Below are 24,381 nucleotides of genomic sequence, written 5' to 3'. Positions count from 1 at the left end.
TTAATTTCCGATCAAAGTGAAGAGGTTAAGTTTAACCTTCAAATATTCCCTGTTCTTTTTCCCATTCCTGATAGTAACCGGAATAATCCTGTATTTTCTTTATCCCGATCCAATCGTAACCGTAATAACCTGCGGGCTTCTTTTAATTTCATACATAGTTTCAATCGCTTTTATCCGGCTGGAGGTAGTAAAGCCATTGCGCGACACCGCTGTTATTGCGGACGAAATCTCACACCCCAGGATAGAGGAATTCCATGATGAGGATTTTTCGGTAAAAATCGCAGAGCTTAAAAGGATCTCGGATAAACTGGAGGAGATCATTGGCAGAAAGTACACCGCAAAAGAAATACAGGAAGTTTACAATTCTATGTTTTCAGTGAATAACAGGCTGATAACTGAGCTAGATACAGCTAAGATATTTAAGGTGAACAGGAATGAATTTTTCGGAAACGTGGCGCATGAGCTAAGAACACCAATCTTTGCGATACAGCTTTCGCTGGAAACACTCATAGACGGGGCGATACATGATAAGTCGGTGAACATAGATTTTCTCCAGCGCGCAAAGAAGCAGTCGGAACGGCTTAAGGATCTGGTAAGTGACCTGATGACCATATCAAAGTATGAATCGGGAGTAAAACTAAGCAAAAGATATTTTTCGCTTTCCGAGCATATACAGGGAGTAATCGGAGAGCTGAAAGGAATCGCGGAGAACAGGCATATTGCAATAAACTACGTGAACGAACTCAGGAATGGAGTACAGGTTTTCGGCGATTCGGATTCCATAAAGCAGGTTTTTATAAACCTTGTAGAAAACTCCATAAAATATACACCGGAGAACGGCCATATAGTGATAAGCACAACTGACGGAGGGAAAGATGTAAACGTCACGATAGAAGATGACGGTATTGGGATTCCGGAGAAAGATCTGCCGAGGATATTCGAGAGATTTTACAGAGTAGATAAGAACAGGTCACGGGACAGAGGAGGCACAGGACTCGGATTATCGATAGTAAAACATATACTGGAAGTTCACGACAGCAAAATAAACGTAGAAAGCGAAGTGGGTAAAGGTACCAAATTTAATTTTACGTTAAAGAAGTAATTATATTCTTGCCTTCGGCAGTTCGACAAAGAATTTCGCTCCTTTTCCGAGCTCACTCTCACACCAAACTTTTCCTTTATTTATATCGACCAGCTTTTTCACAATAGACAGACCTAACCCAAAGGATTCCTCGCCGGCAGTCGGTCTTGCACTAAGTTTTGCAAATCTGCCAAAAAGACTCTTTTTATCATCTTCAGTCATGCCGGGACCCTCGTCATCGATCTCAAAGCGCGCGACGTTTTCACTTTCCGATATGCTTATGTAAACGTTCTTTCCCGGTTCGGTATATTTTATCGAGTTTGAAATAAGGTTAGAGAGTATCTGTTCAACAGACCTCCTATCACCATAAAACAGCACGGGCTTTTCTTCGGTAAAGTGCAGGTCAATATTTTTTGCTTTAGCTTTTTCCGTATAAAACTCGAGGGCTTTTTTTGTAATCTCTGTCAGGTTATTGTTCTCAAAATCCATTTTTAATCTACCTGTCTCGATCGCATTTATATCGAGCAGTGTCTGCAGGAGCTTGATCACGCGTCCGGCGGATGTTTTGATATCGGTTACAAAGTCTCTCTTATCCTCTTCCGAAAGACTGCTGTAGTCCGCAAGTATCAGATCCGATATGCTGTAGATACTCGAAACCGGATCACGCAGGTCATGTGAAACGATACCAATAAAATTATTTTTATCCTCGTTTATCTCATCGAGTTTTTTAACGATCCTGGTTAGTTCCTCATTCTTTACCCTGTTCATCTCCGCCTCTTTTTGGTGGCGCTCTGCTTCATGCTGTATCATAAGGCTCCTTGTAACCATTTCAGTCTGGCTTTTAAGAAGCTCTTTGTTGAGTTCATTGTATAGTTTTAAATACTCGATCGCCTTCATGTAATTTCCCACTGCCTCATAATAGGCAGAGAAGGTTGGATAGAAGCTGGCAATAGAGCTTTTATCTTCTATCAGCTTTGAGTGTTCAAGGCCTTTTTCAAGAATAGAGATACATTGGTCATATTTTTGGGTACGAAGCATAAGTTTGCCAATATTATGACAGATATTGGAAATAAGCACTCTATCCTTTATATCCTCGGCTATTTGCAGACCGTTGCCAAAACACTCTATGGCTTTATCATAATCCCCTTTTGCTAAGTACATCTCACCGAGCCCATCGAAATTATCGGCTTCACTTTGCCTGTTGCCCATTTTTTTCGCAATATCCAAAGCCTCATTGTAATATTTCAATGCAACATCAGTATTTCCAAGCTTCTTATTACAAAGCGCGATATTGCCAAGTATCACAGGTTCGTTAGTACGCTTACCGAATTTTCTCAGGAGTTCAAGCGATTTGGATGCATACTCAAGTCCTTTTTCATAGTTTTCCATTATAACATAGATATTACCGATATTGGAGAGAGTGTTGTGAATGGTTTCCTCATTTCCAAGGGACTCTTTTATTTTGAGGCTGTCCAGGTAATATTCGAGGGCAACCTTGAAGTTACCAAGAATCTTAAACACAACTCCGATATTATTCAGCAGGTGAGATTCGGTTTTATGGTCATTCAAAGACCTGCTTATTTCAAGGCTTTCGAAATATGATTCGATAGATTTAGAATAGTCGAAATTTTTGTAAACGATACCAAGATGCAGGAGAGCATTTGCTTCGAGTTTTTTATCACCGAGGGAGCGGCTAAGCAAGAGCGCGCTATCGAGATGATCTATAGCGGTTTTGAAATCCGCATTATGTGAATGACTCTGTCCTATAAACTTATGGCTTTTGGCTATGCCAAGCTTATAGTTTATCTTTTGTGAGATATCGAGAGCCTGCCCGGCATAAAAGTTGAGTTTTTTAGGCTCCTTCTCTTTTACAGAATCACAAAGTGATAAAAGGGCGTCAACTTTTTCCTTTCCATCGAGCATACCCATCAAGCTATTTTCAAGCTTTTCAATAGAAGTATTTTCAGAAGTACTTTCCTTATTTGTATCCATATTCCGACATAGAAAATGAAAATAAAGAGGCGATATTAACCCTATAAAATGTTAATATCGCCCCCGGTTTAAAGCCTTACGTACTAAGTATTACTTCAGAAGTACCAGTTTCTTGATAGAAACAAAATTCTCAGTTTCCAGCTTATAGAAATAAACTCCGCTGGCAAATTGTGAAGCGTTCCAAGCTGATTCGAACCTTCCGTAATTCAGGAACCCGTTGTATAATATTGCAACCTGTTCACCAAGAATATTGTAAACCGCCAGTTTTACGTTACCTGCTTGCGGAATATCAAATTTAATCTTTGTTTCGGGGTTGAACGGATTCGGATAGTTTTGATACAGTTCATAGCTGTCAGGAATTTCACTTCCTAACTGGCTAACTGCAGTTACAGTATCGAATATAGCAACTTCACTAATGAAATTATCCATAGATGAGATCTGGAAGCTTGAATTAGTACCGGTATATGAACCGCTACCACCACCTATCCAGTTCTTGAAATAATACATCTGACCGTTGTACATGACCTGTGTAGGCGTAATTGAAACATCCACGACAGATCCTGAATCGATAAATTCACCTGCATGTGTAATGGTTACCGGTAGTCCACCCGGACTCGTAAAGCCGGTAAATTTAAACTGTGTGTTAAAGTTAGCAGTGTAACCATTAGTGCTTGAATTTACAGTTACTGTTTGTGTAGGTGTATTTACACCGTTGCTCCAGTCTTCAAATACATATCTTGTATTTCCAAACGTCTGTGGAGTTGTAACACTAAGATCATGGTTTGATGATATGTCCCAGTCAAATAACCTGAGTGAACTGTAATTTGTATTATCAACCGAGAATGCAACTAATGGCCTATTTGTACCAACGCTTACATAGCTCTTACCAACCAAGTATGAAACAACTATTTTATGTTCATCATTGCTTGCATTTGTACCTGTGACAATAACTTTATATATACCTGTAGGAACTGCCGAAGTAGAATTTACTCTTACAGTAACCTGACCCGGGAATGAGCCAATCGTGTTTCCACTTGGGAATGAAACGGTTACGCCAGGGTTGCTAGGTTGAACTTCAGCACTCAGGGTAACTGTTTCATTATAACCTGCAGCAACCACGGGAACACTGATCTGGAAATCGCCGGAAGCATTCTGCCCCTGGTCAACAACTTTGTATGCCAGGTCTGAGAGTAATGTATAATCATATGTCGGAACACCGGCATTAAGAATCTCTTTGTCGTTAGCCTGTACAAATATCAGCGGTCTTAGATTGCCCTGAACATAAGAGGGGTCAATATAAAATGATCCTTCAAGCACATATGTTGTACCAGGGAATAAAGTTACTTTTGTTCCACTGGAATTAGGATACATTTTTCTCATAACATCAAGGAAATGAGACTCACCGTTAGTTCCGGGAGGACCCGGATATTGTATTGGTTTTTCAAGCAGAGCCATATGAACAGTTACATTAGGATCGGCAAGGAGGTCTTCGCAAAATATCTTTGCTGTGACTTTCATACTATCGCCAACAATATTATAAGTAGTAATGATAGTGATCGGACTGATAACGCCAGTTCTACTTGCATATGAACTAGCAACGTTTCCAGTACTTACTTCCATCGAACCGTCTGTTCTCCAGTGAGGAATAGCATTCACGCCATAGTAATTCCTTCTTCCTGTATTGTCACCGGGATTAAAAAGAAACATAGGATCGTTACCCGGCGCGGGCCAGTTCATATGATATGAAATACCTGTAAGCTTAGACGGGTCTGTAGTATTTAAAAGCGCATCGAGAGTCGGGTTTGCAGACGCACACGGACCGCATGTCGAACTTGTATATCTCTCAATCAGAACAAGTCTGTCTCCCGCAAATGTGTTAACTGATACCAACACGCTCAGGAGTAAAACAATGGAAAATAGATTGTAAAATTTTTTCATGGTTTTGCCCATTTGAGTTTAATAAAGACTAATCACCCCCAAATTGTAATTTAACAATAAAATCAAAAAAAAATAATGAAATAGTAAAAAAATCCGGACTCAGAGTCTGAGTCCGGATCGAGTAAGGGTAATAAATAAGTAGGGTAAATAAAGAAATGAAAGAACAATCACTTAATAAGGATCATCTTCTTTGATCCGGAAAACTCTTTTGCGCCGTTTTCGCTTGTCACCTCAAGCCTGTAAAAGTACACTCCGCTTGCGAGGTTGCCGCCATCAAACTCGGCGGAATATATGCCTGCATTTAATACCTGCCCGTTCAGCAATTCCGAAACCAGTTGTCCGGCGGTATTATAAACTTTTAAATTTACTATGCCCTTTTCGGGAAGTTCAAATTTTATTTTCGAGACGGGGTTAAAGGGGTTCGGATAATTTTGAAGCAAGCTATAACCTTCGGGGATTATAGTTGTGTTGCCGGAGATGTTTACCGATCCTCCGTCGGATATTGTAAGCGTGAAATTAACGTCCAGCAATTGTTGTCCGCTCGAGAGTACAACATTATTTTTAACTTGTGTTGTGTATCCTAACCTATTGACAATAAGCTGGTATGTTCCTGCAGGAAGGTTGCCAAGTGAATACTGGCTAAATCTATCCGAGATACCGAATGATTTCCAGCTGTCTCCCACGCGGGCATATACTATAGCGCCCTCGTGTATATCGAGATTATTGCCTGTCGGGTAACCGGGCGGCGTATAATCCAGGAATACCTGCCCCGATATTGAGCCCGGATTAGTGGTGTTCGTTATCCGCTCTACTTCGACATCGAACCCGGTGCCATTGGTCGATTGATTTATTACAGTTGCGTTTTCCCAGTAGATAGTAGCGGGGTAATATGTCGGTATATAACTGTATGTAGGGGCATCCTCATCTTCAGCAATAATAATAATATGAGTTGGTCTATCCTTTGGAACTCTTACCTGGTAACTGCCATCAGGCTGCACCTGGGATGAATCATAGTAAATGACTCCTCTAGTATAGGTATCATATCTTAGGGATTTTGCTACGCCACTAATAACATTAGGACCCCCAACATAATGTACATTACCGGAAATAACTATCGTCTGGATAGTATCCCAATAGGCAACATGATTTACAGAATCTCCTCCTGCCGATATAAAGCCGCCGACGGCATATAATTTATTATTATCCGTGAGAAGCGAGCGAACATCGCTGTTCATCCCTGTTCTCAATCCTGCCCATGATGAGCCGTTCCACAATGCTATACCATTAACATATAAACTGTCTGCCGAAAGCCCTGCATACCTAAAACTGCCGCCAACAATAAGGTCACTCTGGTAGCTTCCAAAAGATTTAACCGTATCACTGACTCCGTTTCCAAGAGTCTGCCATGAAGTAGAATTCCACCTGGAGACATGTCCCTGGAATTCACCACCTGCTACTATCTCACTATTAAACTTTGTGAGCGAATAGACATTACCGTTAAGACCATTCCCAATTCTCTGCCACTTGCCATTATTCCACCGTGCAACATGGTTTACCTGCGCGGTATCTGAGGAAGAAAATTTGCCTCCCGCAATAATATCGCTTCCATCGGAGGTCATGCACATGACTTCGAGATCGAGCCCGTCACCTAGATTATCCCATGTATTGGATTCCAATACGGCAACATTGCTTGCTCCGCCGGAAGTAAAGTTAAGCTTAAAAGAACCGGCAGCATATAATTTACCATCATGAACGAGGAGCGACTTTACAAACTCATTTGTCCTGTTAACAAATCCCTTTCCGAGAGGCTGCCAGGACGAGCCGTTATAACTGAAAATGCGCGCAGTATCGATAGAGTTAACAAACAGGTATTTGCCGGCTGCTATCAGATCGCCGTTGAAGACGGCCAGCGCATAGACTTCATCGGTGAATCCGGTTCCAACCGGCTGCCAGTTAGCGCCGTCCCATTGAGCAATGTTATTAGCAGGGACGCCTCCTGCCTGGGTAAAACTGCCTCCGATAACAATCTTATTATTATAAACGGTAATGGCATTCACAACGCCGTTAGTGCCGTTTTCAATCGAAGACCAGTCATATATACCCTGGGCAGGACTTGTCCTTGTGCTTAGGGGGAAAAGTAAAATCGTTAAAAGTAATATTTTAAATATTTTCTTTTTCATTTTTTTTTAGCTTTTTTCATATTCTCCGATCGTCATGGATCTATCCCAATAATAATCAAACAGATCTTTCATTGCAGTAGCATATTTTTCATTATCAATTATAAGATCACTCATGTTGTATTGCTCTAAAGATTCATCAACTATGTTTAAAAAAACATAGTTTTCATCAAAAACAAAAAAACTTTGAGGTAATGAATGTGTTAATTTAATTTCGACTTTGTCTGTTTCAAAAGTCTTTAATAATTCGATCAACTTTTCCTTATTAATTTCCCTCCAACCATCATCAAACTTTATCTTTACACTCCCTCCAAGCTGATAAAGAGTCTTAATCTTTCCCCCTTTTTCCAGGAATTTATCAACAACTTTATCAACATCTGTGGAAATTCTATCAGGTATCTTATTTGCTATAAGTAATTGCCTTTTAGTTTTTTTCATCAATTCTAGAAACTTCAGGTGTCGGTGTTTATTGAATCCTTTTAGTAGTTCGATCTTCTCACTCGAGTCCTTTTGTGCTTTTGATTTATAAAAGCTCTTAAGTGTTTTAAAAGAACTATCGAGCTCATTAAGCTGGTTTTCAAAAGATTTTTTAAATCCATTCTTTAGCTTATCCTCTACGATGTCGGGGTCGATCATTTCGTAGCGGAGCTTGCTGGGAGTTTCAATTTCGTTGCAGATGCCTTTCTGGGCAAATGACTTTAGGATGTCGTAAACTGATGTGCGTGGTATCTTGGCTTCTTTTGCTATCTCAGCGGCAGTCATATTATGACCCTGCATAAGGACCATAAATACCTTTGACTCGTAATTTGTAAAACCGATAGCCTCTAGCTGTTTAATAAGGTCCTTCATAAAAGAGTTCTAAGCCGCCGTTAGGTTATTTTTTCTTCTTTTGAATTTAGAGGATATCTCTTCATCGATGAGGCAAAGCCAGCTTTCCTCGAGTTCCTTGTAATGAGTATGCGCCCAGGTAATTATCTCCTGTGTGATCTCAACCGGCACCTCCCCTTCGATTATGCGCATGTCTATTGAAAATTTAACTTGTGAATGGTCATGGTCTATATCATCCCGCTCTACTATAAAATGCGGATAATAAGTATCGGCTATTTTTCCAAAATCCATAAGAATCCTGTAACCGTGTTCCCTATTATTCCTTAATACTACCATGTTACCCTTTTATTTGTGGAAGTTCTGCTTACCGAGCATATGCAATTGCAACATAAAGCAACTGCATATGCGGGTTTTAAAAAAATATTATGCCGGTTAACTGATTATCATTACCACAAACATAAGTATGGTAAGAACCAGCATCACTGCTAAATACGTTTTCCCCGTCCGTGCAATGTTTTTTGATGTTAGCTGTGTCATTTTGTCCTCCTCGACAAAGTATTTTCTAAGCTGTCGTAGTTAAAGCTACAACAAATTAAATGGAATCATCATTATTGTCAAGCTATATTTTGTATAATAAAAAGCCCTGATTTCTCAGGGCTTTTGTTTAGGAGAAAAAAAGAAAAAATAAATGTTTTTTCTTAACTTAGCTTTAGCGTGTTGCCTTTAGCTTTATCCTCTAACTAGCTTCGGTTACTTTAATACAACCATCTTTTTGGTCAATGAAGTTTCCGCTGTTACAAGTTTGTAAAAATATACTCCTGATGCCAATCCACTAGCGTCCAGGCTAAGCTCATAGCTTCCGGGGGTATAAGTCTCATTATTAATCATTTTTCTGACCACCTGCCCGAGGGAATTATATAAATACATCGTCACGGATGATTTCATTTTTATATCGAACCTGATCTTCGTCGTCGGATTGAACGGGTTAGGATAATTCTGATATAGCGTAATATTGTCCGGTATATTGTTGCTTATATTCTGCACGCTGACATTGTTATCCATTGGATTGATCAGGAAGTTCACATTATTGACCGTTCCTCCATTAGATAAAGTTACAACCATTGTGTCCGATTCATATCCGAGCCGGTTAACGATAATGTTATAGGTGCCAGCCGGGAGCGATGATATGGTGAAGTTAGTAAAGTTGTCACTTATGTCGAAATTTTTAAATATGCCGTTTAGCTCCGCGTACACATTCGAACCTCCGGTGAACTCTTCACCCTGTCCGGATAGAAATCCTGTCGGAAGATAATTAAGTTCAACTCTGCCATTGATCGTGCCTGTACCGGTTGGATTATCCGATGGCTGGGCATCCATCACGTCTATATCTATTCCAGCTGTGTCAGTGTGCAGTAAGATAGATGCCGATCCTTCCCAGAACATCGTACCATTATGATAAGTAGGAATAAAATCCTGTCCCTCAACATCTTCTGGAAACGCTATAATATCAACGGTATCTCCTCTTACGGTGTTTAATTTATATGTTCCGTCAGTTGGATTTATTTGAACAGAATCAAGAGTTAGATATTCGCGAGTGGCTAGCTCAAGTCTTACCGCTTTAACATAGCCTCCGTTTACGGGCTGGTTATTGGAGGTATATCTCACTGTACCTTCTACGGTATAAGTCATAATAGTATCATTCCAGACAGCAATATGATTAGCTGGCCTTCCGCCGGCAAAATTAAACTCACCGCCCGCATATAGAGAGGTATCCGTCGATGTAGCATATGTAAAAAGTGAGCTTACCCTCTCATCCATGCCGGTTTCAAACCTGTCCCACTTGGAACCATCCCAGCGTGCGATACTATATACTGTCAGGGTAGCAGAATCATTCTGATAAACATGTTCAAATTGACCTCCTACAACGAGTTCATTTTTATAAACAGTTAAAGCATTAACTTCTTTATTATCTTCAACACCTTTTCCGACTCTTTGCCAGGTCGTGCCGGAGAGTTTTGCTATCGATTTTAGGGTTGGATCTGTTCCAATTTCATCAAATTTTCCTCCGATATACAATGTATCATTCAGAACACCCACTGCAAAAACCCTGTCATTTATCACCTGATTGCTGACTGCAGACCATGAACTTCCATTCCAACGGGCTACTCTGCTTGCCGAAACACCTCCTGCCATGACAAATCTACCAACTGCCACAAGATCCCCCTGCCAGATCGTAAGACCATGAACATCGTCGCTCATCCCGGTTCCCATTCCAGACCATGAAGTGCCGTTCCATTTAGCAATATTATCACCGGCATTACCAAAGCCTCCTCCAACAACAAGTTCATTACTATAAACGATCATAGCTCTAACGTCACCGTCCAGCCCGGGGCCCATTGCGGTCCATGTTGCTCCGTCCCATTTTGCAATGTTGTTAGCGGGACTACCCCCGGCTGTTGTGAATGTTCCTCCAACATAAAGATTGCCGTTAAAAACAGCCAAAGCATCTACAGGTCCATTAACGCCCTGAGCCAGTGAAGACCATTGCATCCCGTCCCATTTGGCAATATATCCTACATTTACGCCACCGGCTGTGGTAAACTCTCCTCCGATTATAATATCACCATTGTATTGAACTATGGCATTAACTTCAGTTCCGTTAACACCGCTGCCGAGGTTTGACCAGCCTTTTATTAAAGGGTTTCCATCTGCAAAAATATTGGTAATCCCGATTCCCCACATTAATAACAAAAAGAGTAATTTCTTCATACTTGGTACCTATTGAAATTTTTTCTTAAAATCTTCAAATGTTTCTGAGTTTTCCCAGGTTGAAAGAAATAAGGAGACCATACTTTCAGCATAATCCTTATTCCGTATTATTAAATCAGTCGTTTTATTTTTTTGTTTGGTCTCATCATTAAGACTTATGAATACAACCTCCCTGTCAATAATAACCATGTTTTGCGGTACTCTTTTAGATAGCCTTATCTCTTCACCATGTGATTTAAATTCATTGCATAATTCTATCAAATCTTTTTCAGTTGCGCTAACAGTTTTACCGTCCTTCATTATTTTAAAGTCTGTACTTTCCTCATAAATTGATTTGACAACACCACCTCTTTTGTAGAATTTCTTGCCTTCGGTTTCTAGTTCTTTTGAAATTCTTCCGGTGGTAATTCTATTCATCAATAGCATCTCTTTTTTTGCTTCTTTTAATAAGTCAATAAACTTCACAAACCTGTATTTATTAAATCCTCTAATGAGCTCAACATCCGTTACCTCCTCGCCTGCCGTAGATTTAAATAACGGAGTCAGCTTATCGAAGGAAGAATCAAGAAGGGCTTTCTTCTTATCGTATTCATAAGTTAGCTCATTGCTGATCTTTCCTTTTACTATATCCGGGGCGACTATTTCGTATCTTATTTTGGAGGGCGTCTGAATCTCATTACAGTAGCCTCTCTCTGCAAATATCTTTAAAATATCGTATGCTGAACTTTTAGGGACTTTAGAATCTTCAGCAACTTCCGGCGCTGACATATTAAAGCCCTTCATCAAGGAAACAAATACCTTTGCCTCGTAGTTCGTGAACCCCAGTCCTTCCAGCTCCGATATTAATTCCTTCATTATTATAAGTTTGTTTGATTAACCTTTGTATGACTCATCATATATAACCACTTTTCTTCGAGCAGATCATAATTCTTCCTTGCCCAATCCATTATTTCATGGGTTTCTTTAGGAGGAAGTTTTCCCTCCGTCATCTTCATATCCAATGCAAATTTTGCATATCCCCCATTATAATATGCAATAAAGTGCGGGTAATAAACGTTATTAATTTTACCACTTTTGATCGCAACTTCTATTTTATTCTCTGCTATAGTCATCTTTTTTCTTTTAAGTAAGAGCGCCTCACTCATGAGAGAGACGCTCTTTGGTTATGGGGGAAGGTACTAGGGTTGTCCGTTTAAGTCGTTATCTATAAATATATGTCTAAAAGCACTCTTAATATTGTCATCGATCGTATTTTCATTACTACTGCTCGATGGATTTATATAATCACCGTTAGCAAAGAACCAGCTATACGGGTTTAGTGAGATCGTCATGTTGACCTTTTGACCTGCTGAGATAGTTACAGGATTTGAAAAGGTCATTTCCATGTTGATCGATTTCCTGGACTTGTACACGAAAGAAGAACCGTTGAATGAACCCTTTGCAATAACCGAATATCTTTTGCTGCCGCTTGTTCCTTCCTTGAAATCCGGATCCGGAACAGTTTCAAAATCTTCTACTTTATGTACTTTAAATCTTAGCCTGTTATAAGTACCCGCAGGAATGCTTCCGGATGTTGCAACGGTAACTCTTCCTGTAAGATCCAGATATACAACAACCGGGGCTATCCTGACTTCACCTTCTGTGTTATCGGGTCTTCTAAAGTAAACTTCAGTTATAAGAAACTTTGCCTCGCTTAAGGAAAGAGTATTTGACGGATTATCTGATTGTGACACTTTCATTGCTACAGAAACGTTGTCGTTTTCATTTTCATTCTCGTTCTGGCCTCCAGCTACGTTTTCAAGATTACATCCTGAGAGTAGAAATCCCATTATAAGGAGAACGCTTAATACTCCTATCAGGTATACCATCATCCTTGAATATGTTCCGTCCGTGTATTTTTTAAGATTAAAGTTCATTTTTATTGCTCCTTGTTATAAAATTATTTTTTATTTATTTAATTAAGGTCATTTTTTTAGTCTGTACAAACTCACCTGATTGCAGTTTGTAAAAATATACGCCTGAAGATAGCTTAGACGCATCAAAATTGTACTTATATTGTCCGGCTGACAATTGTCCGTTTACAAGATCAGCAACTTCCTTTCCGGCAAGGTCAAATACCTTTAGAGATACAAGGCCTGTAGAAGGAAGATTGAATTCTATTGATGTCGATGGGTTGAACGGGTTTGGAAAATTCTGAGAAAGCTGGTATTTTTCCGATATTGAATTACCTATCTGAGAAATTGACGTTGAAGTATAATTCCATGCAGCTATTCTGTTAATAATTGTTCCTCCTGAATGGAAAAACTCACCCCCAGCAATCAAAGCGTTCCCAACAACCGTTAATGCTTCAACTTTATTGTCTAATCCCTGTCCGAATGCTGACCATTGAGTTCCATTCCAGCGTGCTACTCTATTGGCAGGTACCGAATTACTTGATCCGGCAAACTTGAAGTGCCCTGCTGCTACGAGTTCATTATTATATATAGTGAATGCGTAAACTCTATCTTCGACGCCACCACCGTAATTAACCCATGAAGATCCGTTCCATCCGGCAATGTATCCAACTGATGTACCACCTGCTTGAGTAAATTCTCCTCCTGCTATCAGCATGTTATTATAAGTCATAAGAGCAAATACCCTGTCATTAATACCACTACCTAAAGCACTCCATGATGAACCGTTCCATTTTGCAATACTGTTTGCGCTATTACCGCCTGCCGAACTGAATCTACCACCTGCTATTAATGCTCCGTTATAAACCGTGACCGTAAAAACCTGGTCGTTCATTCCGCTACCAAGCGCTGACCAGCTTGTGCCGTTATACTTAGCAATATAATTCGCGCTATTTCCGCCTGCACTCGTAAATGAACCGCCCGCTACCAATGACGCACTATATATACCCAGTGTCTTCACTTCATCGTTCACTCCGTTGGCAACCCTAACCCATCCTGTTCCATTCCACTTTGCAATGTAGTTAACAAAGGTACTTCCGGAGAATGTAAATTCACCGCCAGCATATAATTCGTTATTATATACAGCGAGTGCATAAACCGTATCATTAAATCCATTTCCCATTGGCGACCAGCTTGAGCCGTTCCATTGGGCTATATAGTTAGCTGATACTCCGCCGGAAGTTGTGAATTCGCCTGCGGCAATAATCTTTCCGCTATATTCAACAACTGCGTTTACATCTCCATTCATTCCGCTTCCCAGGGGGGTCCAGTTAGCGGCTGATAAAGTCCCGCTTATTAACAGAACCGGGAAAATTATCATCAAAAAAAGTTTTAGGTTTTTCATGTCGTATATCCTTTATAATTTGCGTTTCAAAATGTCGTACTAAAAGGTACGATAAAATTATACAGAATTATTGCAAATGTCAATACCCTAAATGAGGAAAATTTGCGATTTTCCTAAATAGTTGATTATACATACAAAAAAAGCCTCTTTTGGAGGCTTTTTTACACTTTTAGAATATTAATACTAATTATAGATGAGATATTTTTTTCTCTTCTTCTTGAATTGGTCAAGAGATGGCTGATATGAGGATATTATGTCAGAGTAGGAGGACCCGTTCGAGATCATCTGTCTAAGTTGTTTTGTTCCGGCGAGTTTATCTATATAGTTATCTTTTCTCCAGCTAAAGCCGGGGAAATTATTATTGAGTTCTATGAGGAGCGCGATGCCAACTTTAACCGGTTCGAACTTTGTCTGATCGGTAACATTAATAAATACTCCACCGCAATTTTTGTCCACATATTTTGGCGGGTTGGACGGGCTGGTAATAGATGATGGTGTGAATTCTATAGCTTCAAATGACACGCCTTCGAAATTATATTTATCCATTGCTTCTTTTAATACATTTCCGTCACAGTATGGTGCGCCAACATATTCAAAAGGACGGTCGGTTCCTCTTCCTTCCGCGAAGTCCGTTCCTTCCAGAAGACATGTACCCTGATACGTACCGGCAGTGGAAGGGAAGTACATACTGGGTGAAGGCTTCACCCACGTGATCCCGAGGTCATCATATTCCATCGAGCGCGAATAGTTTTTCATCTGTACGACTTCAAGGTCACATGATCCGCCGAGGTATTCCGCATTGATATATTGCGCCAGCTCGCCGCACGTCATTCCGTATGCTATCGGAATATCAAGTAAGCCCACAAATGACTGAACATTATCGTCGAGCATAAATCCATCTACATAGTTCGCATCGGGAATGAGAGGTCTATCACAGACTATAAACTTGACTCCATTTTGCGAGGCGGCTTCCATACAATAGTACATAGTATTAATGAACGTGTAAAACCTTGCCCCAACATCCTGTATATCATATACCAGTACGTCTATCCCGGAGAGATCACCGGAGGAGGGCTTTTTCTTGTTTCCATAGAGTGAAACTACATCAAGCCCTGTTCTTTTATTTACATGACTCACATCGCGATCATCTATTTCAAATCCATGCTCAGGGCTATAGATTTTAACCGGGTTCAAACTTTCATCAGCTAAGAGCAGGTCAACAAAAAGTCTCCCATCAGAAACTACACCACTAGTATTAGTAATAATACCAATGTTCTTTCCTTTTATGAGATCTACCTTTTCTGACAATAAAACCTCATTACCGAGCGTGAATCCATCTTTGTGAAATGATAGAGTCCCGGCAGTTCCCTGACTATTGCCGGAAAAAAGAAACACTCCTATAAATAGACACAGACCGACTATTATTGTCGCGAGTATTTTCGAATTTATTCTTTTCATTACTATAAAATAAAAAAGGTTTATCTATAATTAAATAGATAAACCTTATATACTAAAAAACCGAAATCAATTGTCGTTTCTGATCAGGTCTATCAATAATCTCACACCCACACCTGTCGCGTGTGAAGGAATATATTCAGTCGGTTTTGCATTCATGGCAGTACCCGCTATATCCAGATGGGTCCATTTATAATCTTTTACAAACCGTTTCAGGAACATACCTGCAACTATTGAGCCTGCCTGTCTACCTTTTCCTACATTAGTTACGTCGGCAATGTCCGAATCGATCAGCTTGTCATATTCATCCCAAGACGGGAGTTCCCACACTCTTTCATAAGTTTTTTCACCTGACTTAATTAATTTCTTCGTCAATTCATTGTCGTTAGAAATAGCTATGGTGGCGTAGTGTCCTAGTGCAATCACAGCGGCACCTGTCAATGTTGCAAGATCAATCGCATATTTGGGCTTGTATTTTGCTGCATATGATAGAGCATCTGCCAGTATCAATCTTCCCTCAGCATCAGTATTTTGTATCTCAACAGTAGATCCGTTAAGCGCAGTTAATATATCTCCCGGTCTGAAAGAATTACCATCCGGCATATTTTCGACAAGCGGAATCAGTCCGACGAGATTTACTTTTAACTTGAGCCTTGCTGCGGCATCAAACGTGCCTACGACAGCAGCCGCTCCGCACATATCCATCTTCATCTGGTCCATCCCGGAAGGTGGTTTTAGTGATATACCCCCTGAGTCGAATGTTACTCCTTTACCTATGATTGCATACGGTTTATCAGTTGCTTTTCCACCTTTATATTCCATTACCACGAATTGAGGTTCGAAACTGCTTCCCTGGGCAACCCCAAGAATGCACCCTGCCTTCATTTTCTCAAGTTCTTTTTTACCGAACACCTTGACGGAATATTTTAGTTTCGCGCCCTGCTTTTTTATAAAATTGGCGATATACTTTGGACTGGCAATATTCGACGGTTCGTTACCAAGGTCCCTGGCAAGGTTTGTGGATTCACCGAGGATATTACCTATTCTTACACCTTCAGCAAATTCTTTGTGGTGTTTACTTTTGCTGTCGGAAAAAAATATTAACTGCTTTAATTCTATTTTTTCATAATCCTTATATGTGTAGTATCTATCAAATCTATATAATCTCATAATACAACTTTCTGTTTGAGCGATTGCAATATCCTCATAACTGCACCCGCTAAAATCTTCATCAAAAATCTGGATAGCTACTGAATCTACTTTAAGCGCGCCAGCAATTTTTATACCCCTGGAACAGGCTTTCCTGAGCTTTTCCAGATCACATTTACCTTTTGGACCAACTCCCGAAATTATAATCCTCTTTCCACCGGCATATAGAAGATCATTCTCAGTCTCCTTGCCTTCAAAGTCTTCGATGCTTTCTTTTTGAAACTTCACTGAAAGAAGTTTTTCAATTCCTTTCAGCCTTTCACTAATTTTTTTCCCATCTTCGAAACACAGAAACATGTATGCATCTGCTTTCGGCAGCCCCTTACTATAAGTAACTTTCATTTCAAAAAAAATTTAGATTTATATAATTTTATTTAAATATCCTCTGGTGACAGATAAAACTTTTGTTTTTAGCTCTGACAGATCGCCTTTGAAATATGATGCGCCCGCGGCATTTATATGACCTCCACCGCCAAACTCTTTTGCAATCTCATTGACTTTTATTACTTCACCTTTTGATCTGAGTGATATCTTTATGCTGTGCGGCAACTCAACCAGCATAATACTCATTACAATCCCTTTTATGCTCATCATTATACTCGAAAACCCCTCGATGTCCGTTTGGTCTGCCTCTGTTTCAAGAAAGTCTTTATCGGTTATCATTCCAAGTCCAACTTTATTATCGAAATGAAACTCAAAGCTTTCTAGATACTTTGCCATGAGCCGGATCTTATTTATACTGTTCTCGTTATAAACTCTCTCATATATTCCGACAGGATCCGCTCCCCGTCTCACGAGTTCTGCGCAACTCAAGAATGTCTCTTCAGTCGTCCGAGGATATCTGAAAGAACCAGTATCTGTTATTATACCCGTATAGAGAGCTTCGGAGATATTTTTATCTATAGTATCCGGGTGCTCGGTGATCAGATAGTCATATAGTATCTGACAGGTTGAGGGAGATTCGGGGTCCGAGATCGCAAAATTAAAATTTTCAGGCTTAATATCCTGATGATGGTCAATACAGATCTTTTTTGCGTCCGAGTTAATTAAACTTTGCTCCATCGAGCGAGTGCGGGAATATTCATTTGTATCAAGTATTACAATCAGGTCGGCATCGGTTATTAATTCCTCGTTTTCATCCCTATCGTTTTCAAAGACCCTTATCGAATCATCTTTATCGAGGAATTTTAAATTACCGGGAGTCTGTGAGTGGTTGATTACTTGGGGATTTCTATACTTTTTTTCAAGGAACCTCTTCAGAGCCATCTCACTCCCAATAGCATCGCCGTCCGGAATTACATGAGTAGTAAGTACTATTTTACTACTCGAATCAAATATATCGTTTAGCTCGGCGTATTTTACACTCATAAAAAGCAAAGGCTAAAATTAACACAAATATAACACGTAAACAATGGAATTATCATAATTTATTAATTGCGCCGAGTGGTTTAAAAACTGAAATTACTGTGTTTACTCGTAGCTTTCCTCTTTAGAAGGAAAATCCCCGCTTTTTATGTCTTTAATGTAGGATTTAAGCGCTCCCCGCAAGTCTTTCGCAAAATCCATATAACGTCTGACAAATCTCGGTTTGAATTCTTCATTCATACCCAGCATGTCGTGAAGCACCAGCACCTGTCCGTCACAATAAGGTCCCGCACCGATACCTATAGTTGGGATAGAAATGGCTTCCGATATTTTTTTGCCAAGATCCATAGGAATCTTTTCAAGAACTATTGAAAAGCATCCGGCTTTTTCCAGTGCTAATGCGTCTTCATAAATCTGCTCTGCTTCTTCTTCCGACTGTCCCCGGGTTTTATAAGAACCGAATTCATGTATTGATTGCGGCGTCAATCCTAAATGTCCCATTACAGGAATACCAATCTCGACAACCCTCCTCACCGTTTCTGTAATATGCCTTCCACCCTCCATTTTAATAGCATCACATTCAGTCAACTTTAGCATCTTCCCACAGTTTCTAATTGCGTCTTCCGTACCCACCTGGTAGCTCATAAAAGTCATATCTCCAACTACAATTGCATTTTTCACTCCCTTCTTTACGATCTTAGTATGGTATATCATCTCCTCCAGGGTAACCGGGATAGTTGTCTCATAACCCTGGATTACATTACCAAGTGAATCACCCACAAGGATTATTTCTATTCCGCTCTCATCGAGAAATTTCGCAGTAAGGTAATCGTATGCTGTAAGCATAGCAATCTTTTCACCGCGCTCCTTCATCTGTTTCAGGACTTTAGTGGTAATGTGTTTATTATCTTTACTGGTGGCTGACATTATTGAATTGTTTATCCGCGAAGGATACCGCGGTTGCTATTTTCGATGAATTTCAATATCTCGTTTACTTCATCAGTCATCTGCATTTCCAATTTTATTTTCTTTACGGCATCCGATACATTAAGCCCCGACCTGTATATCGTATCGTATGCATCCCTTATATTACCTATCTGCTCGTTGGTAAATCCCTTCCGTCTCAATCCGACGATATTAACACCTTCATATTTTAGCGGCTCACTACCGGCAAGTATGTATGGAGGAATATCCTTCACCGCTTTACATGCCGCGCCGATCATTATGTGTTTGCCTAGTTTTATAAATTGATGAAGTGCTACAAGACCGCCTACAAAAACCTGATCGTCTATCTCTACGTGTCCCGCCATATTCACCGCATTTGCGATAATGACGTTATCGCCTATCACACAATCGTGAGCTACATGCACATAGCTCATAATGAAGCAGTTCTTCCCGACTTTTGTTGTACCGCTGTGTTTCGTCCCGCGGTTTATCGTTGTGTATTCTCTGATAGTAGTACCTTCACCAATCTCGACAGTAGTCATCTCGCCTTCGAACTTCAGGTCCTGGGGTACTCCCCCAATGATAGTACCATGCCCTATCTTTACATTATCGGCAATTCTTGCGCCATTCTCTATCACTACGTGATTTCCAATTTCACAATTATTGCCGATCTCGACGTCGTCGTTTATAATACTAAATTCCCCAATGCTTAGGTTTTCACCTATCTTTGCCTTATCACTGATCTTCGTTAATTCCATAGATATTTGAGTATTCACTTGAGTATTAAATAGAAGAGTAATTAAGAATTAGCTATAGTTTAGATTCGATGAGATAATCTTCCTCTCGTGAGGCAGTCTTAGTGATCATTTCCGCTATTAAACCGAGAGATAAAAATTGTACACCTACAATTGTAAATAAAATACCCACCAAAAATAATGGGCGGTCGCTGATCGACATTCCCTCGACGTACTTCATAAATGTAAGGTACGCCATTATAATGAATCCGCAGATAAAGCTCAAAAATCCCAGTATTCCGAAAAGATGAAGCGGTCTGCTCATGAACTTCATTGTAAATGCAACGGTCATCAGGTCAAGGAATCCGTTTAAGAAACGGCTGGGACCAAATTTTGTTACCCCATACTTTCTGGCATGATGTTTCACAGGCTTTTCAGTAACTTTAAATCCCGAAAGGTGAGCCAGTGCCGGTACGTACCTATGCATTTCACCGTATATCTTCACGGATTTCACAACATCCTTTTTGTATGCTTTCAGACCACAATTGAAGTCATGGAGTTTAACTCCCGATACTTTAGACGTCACAAAATTAAAAAGCTTTGAAGTGTGCTTCTTAATGAATGGGTCGTAGCGGACTTTTTTCCAACCGGTCACAAGGTCATAGCCTTCATTCAGTTTTTGTATCAGCTCGGGAATTTCATCCGGGTCATCCTGAAGATCAGCATCCATTGTAATAACGATGTCGCCTTTTGCCTCCTTAAACCCGGCAGCCAAAGCGGCAGACTTGCCGTAATTCCTCCTGAACCTTATACAATGAAAACGCGCATTCTTGGAATTTATCTCTTTAATTTTCTTGAACGAATCATCCGTACTGCCATCATCTACGAATATGACCTCATAATTGCACTGAAGCCTGTCCAGCACATGATATAGCTTTAACGAAAGCTCCATTAGGGATTCTTCTTCGTTGTAGAGTGGAATTACAACGGAAACCATCTGGTTGGAGGGAACAAGTTTACCGTAATTTACACGACTTTCCTCATTTGTGTCTGAAGTTTTTTCATCCGGTTTCTGAACATCTCTCTTCTTATTTACATTATAATGACCGCTCCTACGGCGTCTGAATGTAGGCTGGCGTCTCTTTCCTTGACGTCCATTGGAGGGAGTCTTTTTATCGTCTGAAGATGTATTTTTCTTTTTCTCTTCGCTTGTTAAATTATTGTTTTTCCTTTGCATAAAGTATGCGTAGTTCTCCTAATATAATTTTAATACAATTAACTAAACTAACTCTATTTTTAGCGAAAATCAATGAATTAGGCTTTGTTTGAAATGACCTTTAATGATCTTGCAATTAAAATTCCTTTCGAGATGTTTATATTATTTTAACAATTAGTTGGTATTTTTAATTTATGAAAAACACTCTCGAAGAACTAATACATAAGCGTATATCACGCAGAGATGCGTTAAAAGGAATGGCATTTCTAACTGCCGGCGCTATACTACCCACAGCTTTTTTTAATTCCAATTTTACTGATACTAAAAGTATACCAAAAGCTCCGGCTATACTCGATAAAGGGTCAGGCGTTTTCTTCAATCCTATACCGCCCTCCGACATAGATGCCTTAGTCTTACCGGAAGGTTTTAAATACAGCGTCGTGCGTCAATGGGGTGATAATATCTCCGATACGGAGATGTTCGGATTTAACAACGATTTTGTTGTTTTTTTACCAATTGATAAGCTCCAGGGAGGTAATAGCTCCACAGATGGGATCCTCTTTGTTAATAATGAATATACTCATCCCGTTTTTGTTAGTGATTACCCTGACAGTGATTACAAAGCCAAAAAGGCAAAGACGAAGGACCAAATCCTTGCAGAGAAGATGAGCGTCGGTATTTCGATATTCCGCGTCAAACGAACCGATAGCGGATGGGAATTCGTAAATGATTCGGTTTACAATAGGCGAATAGATGCTACAATGCCCGTTATACTCTCCGGCAAAGGAGCCGGCACTCCCGAAATGGGAAACTCGTTCGAAGCCATGGGAACACTTGCGAACTGTAGCGGAGGAGTAACCCCGTGGGGCACCGTATTAAGCGGTGAAGAAAATTACCAGGATTGCATGCCGGACGGTTCCTACAGATGGACCGGATATGGGGAAGACATGATACCCGAGCATTATGGATGGGTGGTAGAAGTAGATCCATTCGATAAAAGTAAGCCCGCAAAGAAGCGCACTTCGCTGGGTCGTTTCCACCATGAAAATGTTGCTGTAGGAATTACAAAAGATGGAAGAGCCGCAGCATATATGGGAGATGACATCATTAACGAATGTGTTTACAAGTTCATCTCCGCAAAAAAATACGATCCGGATAATCGCGAAGCAAATATGGACATACTCGATGACGGCGATCTATATGTGGCAGATTTTGAGAATAACAAATGGCAATTACTGGATTATGAAAAGAGGTCTGAGCTTAAAAGTGAATTCAAGTCACAGGCTGATGTGCTGGTAAATTGTGAAAAGGCTGCAAAACTAGTTGGCGGTACAGAGTGCAACCGTGCGGAAGATATAGAAATCAGTCCAGTTGATAATTCGCTATACGTATCATTCACAAATAATTCCAAAAAGAAAGATTACAACGGAAGTATAGTAAGAATAGTAGAGGATAATGATGACCACGGAAGCGGGTCGTTTACATGGGAAGTATTCGCAACGGGAAGCGTAGAAAGCGGGTTTTCATGCCCGGACAATCTTACATTCGATAGTAAAGGAAATCTCTGGGTACTCTGCGACATATCAGAAAGCAGTATGAACAAGGGGGTTTATGAGCCATTTAAGAATAACTCGCTATTTATGATACCGACACAGGGTGAAAACAAAGGGGAAGCATTCAGATTTGCCGCAGCTCCTAAAGATGCAGAGATGTGCGGAGGAAATTTCACCCCGGATGAATCTACAATGTTCATTTCCGTCCAGCATCCAGGCGGAGGATCAGAAACGAAAGAAAATCCAACAAGCCGCTGGCCAAATTACGGGGATGATATTCCACGACCCGCTGTAATTGCAATAACCGGATTTAAGTAGGTTACGGGAATATTCCCAGGTCCATATATGAAATAGCTATTTTGTTAATCGCATTAATGAACGCCGCAGTTCTTAAGTCACTGACGTTATATTTTCTTTTTACATCCAATATCTGATGATAAGCAGTGACCATCACCTCTTCAAGTCCGGAATCGACAAGGTCAGCCTCACCAGCGCCTTTTACAACGTCGGAGAGCTGGCTCTGAGTAAACTGTATGTGTGATGCATCTTCAATAAGGTGAGCCATACGCGCGTTTGCATATTCGGCATAACGCTTACCTATTCTACCGAAAGCCACATGAGAAATATTTTTCAGCCATTCAAAATAAGAAACCGTCACACCGCCGGCATTGAGATACAGGTCTGGAATAATAAATACTCCTTTGCCAAGAAGAAGATGCTCGGCTTCCGGGGTTACGGGACCGTTAGCAGCTTCGGCAATTATTTTGGCATTTATATTTCCTGCGTTGTGAAAATGTATCTGGTTTTCGAGCGCGGCTGGCACAAGTATGTCGCATTCTATTTCAAGTGTTGCGGCTGTCGGCTCTATATTTTGCGCATTCTTAAAATTCAAAATGGAACCGGTTTCTCTGCGATGTTTGGCAACCTCCTCAACATCCAATCCATTCGGATCGAAGATACCGCCTTCATATTCAGCTATTGCTATTATAACGGCACCGTCCTGCTGTAAATACTTAGCAGAGTAATAGCCTACATTACCCAATCCCTGCACTACTACCCTCTTATCGGCAATCCCCGGAGTAAGTCCAAGTTTTTTCATAGTATCTACATCGGCAACGGCTTCTCTGACACCAAAGTAAACGCCTCTTCCGGTTGCTTCAGTTCTACCTCTTATTCCATGCTGTGAAAGCGGTTTACCTGTAACGCATGCCATAGTGTCAAGCTGTCCGTGACTAAATGTCATATACGTATCAGCTATCCATGCCATTTCGCGTGAACCTGTACCGTAATCGGGGGCGGGTACGTCTATACCAGGTCCGATGAAATTCTTATGTATCAATTCGACTGTGTAACGGCGCGTTATCTTTTCCAGTTGCTCTTCAGTATATCTCGACGGGTCTATTTTAATTCCCCCTTTGGCTCCACCAAAAGGTACATCAACCAGAGCGCATTTGTATGTCATGAGCGCGGCGAGTGCTTTTACCTCATCTTCATTCACCAACAAACTGTATCTTATACCACCTTTAACAGGAAGCTTATGATGTGAATGTTCAACTCTCCACGCCTGAATAACCTCATATTTCCCATCCGATTTCTTAAGGGGAAATTGAAACCCATACACACTGTTGCATAGATTTATTTGCCTGAGCAATCCTTCGGGATGATGAGTTAGCTTAGCGGCATTATTGAAATAATTATTTACATTGTCAAAAAAATGCGGTGCCTTGGATGGTAAAGCCATGGATAGTCGTTTTATTAGTAAATTAAGTGAAAAATAAGGTTTTTGAGAGAAGAAATAAAGTAAGCAATTATTAAATATTCA

19 protein-coding genes are annotated in these 24,381 nt (G+C 40.3%); 2 read left to right on the top strand and 17 right to left on the bottom strand.

What is annotated here, in order from left to right; all coding sequences use genetic code 11:
- Positions 1 to 16 precede the first annotated feature (16 nt).
- Positions 17 to 1,102, top strand: coding sequence for an ATP-binding protein (locus H6614_09535; GenBank protein MCB9243905.1), 1,086 nt, complete (start codon positions 17 to 19; stop codon positions 1,100 to 1,102).
- Here H6614_09535 and H6614_09530 read toward each other — a convergent pair whose 3' ends face one another.
- The 16 genes from H6614_09530 to H6614_09455 form a co-directional block, all read right to left on the bottom strand.
- Positions 1,103 to 3,073, bottom strand: a complete 1,971-nt coding sequence (locus tag H6614_09530; protein MCB9243904.1) for a tetratricopeptide repeat-containing sensor histidine kinase — start codon at positions 3,071 to 3,073, stop codon at positions 1,103 to 1,105.
- Between the two features lie 90 nt (positions 3,074 to 3,163).
- Positions 3,164 to 5,011 carry a T9SS type A sorting domain-containing protein gene (locus H6614_09525; GenBank protein MCB9243903.1) on the bottom strand — a complete coding sequence of 616 codons (1,848 nt, stop codon included), beginning with the start codon at positions 5,009 to 5,011 and terminating at the stop codon, positions 3,164 to 3,166.
- A gap of 167 nt (positions 5,012 to 5,178) precedes the next feature.
- Positions 5,179 to 7,191, bottom strand: coding sequence for a carboxypeptidase regulatory-like domain-containing protein (locus tag H6614_09520; protein MCB9243902.1), 2,013 nt, complete (start codon positions 7,189 to 7,191; stop codon positions 5,179 to 5,181).
- Between the two features lie 6 nt (positions 7,192 to 7,197).
- The gene (locus H6614_09515) at positions 7,198 to 8,037 is read right to left on the bottom strand and encodes a hypothetical protein (GenBank protein MCB9243901.1); all 840 of its coding nucleotides are present in this window, start codon (positions 8,035 to 8,037) and stop codon (positions 7,198 to 7,200) included.
- Between the two features lie 9 nt (positions 8,038 to 8,046).
- Positions 8,047 to 8,307 (bottom strand): DUF4160 domain-containing protein, encoded by a 261-nt coding sequence (locus tag H6614_09510; GenBank protein MCB9243900.1) that lies wholly within the window; start codon positions 8,305 to 8,307, stop codon positions 8,047 to 8,049.
- A gap of 459 nt (positions 8,308 to 8,766) precedes the next feature.
- Positions 8,767 to 10,785, bottom strand: a complete 2,019-nt coding sequence (locus H6614_09505) for a T9SS type A sorting domain-containing protein (protein ID MCB9243899.1) — start codon at positions 10,783 to 10,785, stop codon at positions 8,767 to 8,769.
- 9 nt (positions 10,786 to 10,794) lie between these two features.
- A complete protein-coding gene (locus H6614_09500; protein ID MCB9243898.1) occupies positions 10,795 to 11,640 on the bottom strand; it encodes a hypothetical protein in 846 nt (281 codons plus the stop codon).
- Between the two features lie 2 nt (positions 11,641 to 11,642).
- Positions 11,643 to 11,930: a DUF4160 domain-containing protein gene (locus tag H6614_09495; protein ID MCB9243897.1), complete on the bottom strand. Its 288-nt coding sequence runs from the start codon at positions 11,928 to 11,930 to the stop codon at positions 11,643 to 11,645.
- A gap of 33 nt (positions 11,931 to 11,963) precedes the next feature.
- Positions 11,964 to 12,701 carry a hypothetical protein gene (locus H6614_09490; GenBank protein ID MCB9243896.1) on the bottom strand — a complete coding sequence of 246 codons (738 nt, stop codon included), beginning with the start codon at positions 12,699 to 12,701 and terminating at the stop codon, positions 11,964 to 11,966.
- Between the two features lie 34 nt (positions 12,702 to 12,735).
- A complete protein-coding gene (locus H6614_09485; protein MCB9243895.1) occupies positions 12,736 to 14,082 on the bottom strand; it encodes a T9SS type A sorting domain-containing protein in 1,347 nt (448 codons plus the stop codon).
- Between the two features lie 183 nt (positions 14,083 to 14,265).
- Positions 14,266 to 15,540 carry a DUF1343 domain-containing protein gene (locus H6614_09480; protein MCB9243894.1) on the bottom strand — a complete coding sequence of 425 codons (1,275 nt, stop codon included), beginning with the start codon at positions 15,538 to 15,540 and terminating at the stop codon, positions 14,266 to 14,268.
- 66 nt (positions 15,541 to 15,606) lie between these two features.
- Complete coding sequence (locus H6614_09475; protein MCB9243893.1) at positions 15,607 to 17,088, bottom strand: leucyl aminopeptidase; 1,482 nt, start codon at positions 17,086 to 17,088, stop codon at positions 15,607 to 15,609.
- Positions 17,089 to 17,106: 18 nt separating this feature from the next.
- Complete coding sequence (locus H6614_09470) at positions 17,107 to 18,114, bottom strand: bifunctional oligoribonuclease/PAP phosphatase NrnA (GenBank protein MCB9243892.1); 1,008 nt, start codon at positions 18,112 to 18,114, stop codon at positions 17,107 to 17,109.
- Positions 18,115 to 18,216: 102 nt separating this feature from the next.
- A complete protein-coding gene (gene panB / locus H6614_09465) occupies positions 18,217 to 19,038 on the bottom strand; it encodes a 3-methyl-2-oxobutanoate hydroxymethyltransferase (protein ID MCB9243891.1) in 822 nt (273 codons plus the stop codon).
- Positions 19,039 to 19,049: 11 nt separating this feature from the next.
- A complete protein-coding gene (lpxA, locus tag H6614_09460) occupies positions 19,050 to 19,814 on the bottom strand; it encodes an acyl-ACP--UDP-N-acetylglucosamine O-acyltransferase (protein MCB9243890.1) in 765 nt (254 codons plus the stop codon).
- Positions 19,815 to 19,866: 52 nt separating this feature from the next.
- A complete protein-coding gene (locus tag H6614_09455) occupies positions 19,867 to 21,027 on the bottom strand; it encodes a glycosyltransferase family 2 protein (GenBank protein ID MCB9243889.1) in 1,161 nt (386 codons plus the stop codon).
- Positions 21,028 to 21,200: 173 nt separating this feature from the next.
- Between H6614_09455 and H6614_09450 the strand changes: the two genes are divergently transcribed.
- On the top strand, positions 21,201 to 22,877 hold the full coding sequence (locus H6614_09450) for a DUF839 domain-containing protein (GenBank protein ID MCB9243888.1): 1,677 nt from the start codon (positions 21,201 to 21,203) through the stop codon (positions 22,875 to 22,877).
- A gap of 1 nt (position 22,878) precedes the next feature.
- Here H6614_09450 and H6614_09445 read toward each other — a convergent pair whose 3' ends face one another.
- Positions 22,879 to 24,300 (bottom strand): Glu/Leu/Phe/Val dehydrogenase, encoded by a 1,422-nt coding sequence (locus H6614_09445; protein MCB9243887.1) that lies wholly within the window; start codon positions 24,298 to 24,300, stop codon positions 22,879 to 22,881.
- Positions 24,301 to 24,381 lie beyond the last annotated feature (81 nt).

The sequence above is a fragment of the Ignavibacteriales bacterium genome (assembly GCA_020635255.1).
In the GTDB taxonomy this organism is placed as follows: domain Bacteria; phylum Bacteroidota; class Ignavibacteria; order Tepidaquicellales; family Tepidaquicellaceae; genus JAEYVS01.
Note: the sequence above shows the minus strand (reverse complement) of the source record. Positions and strands in the feature narration are given on the sequence as shown.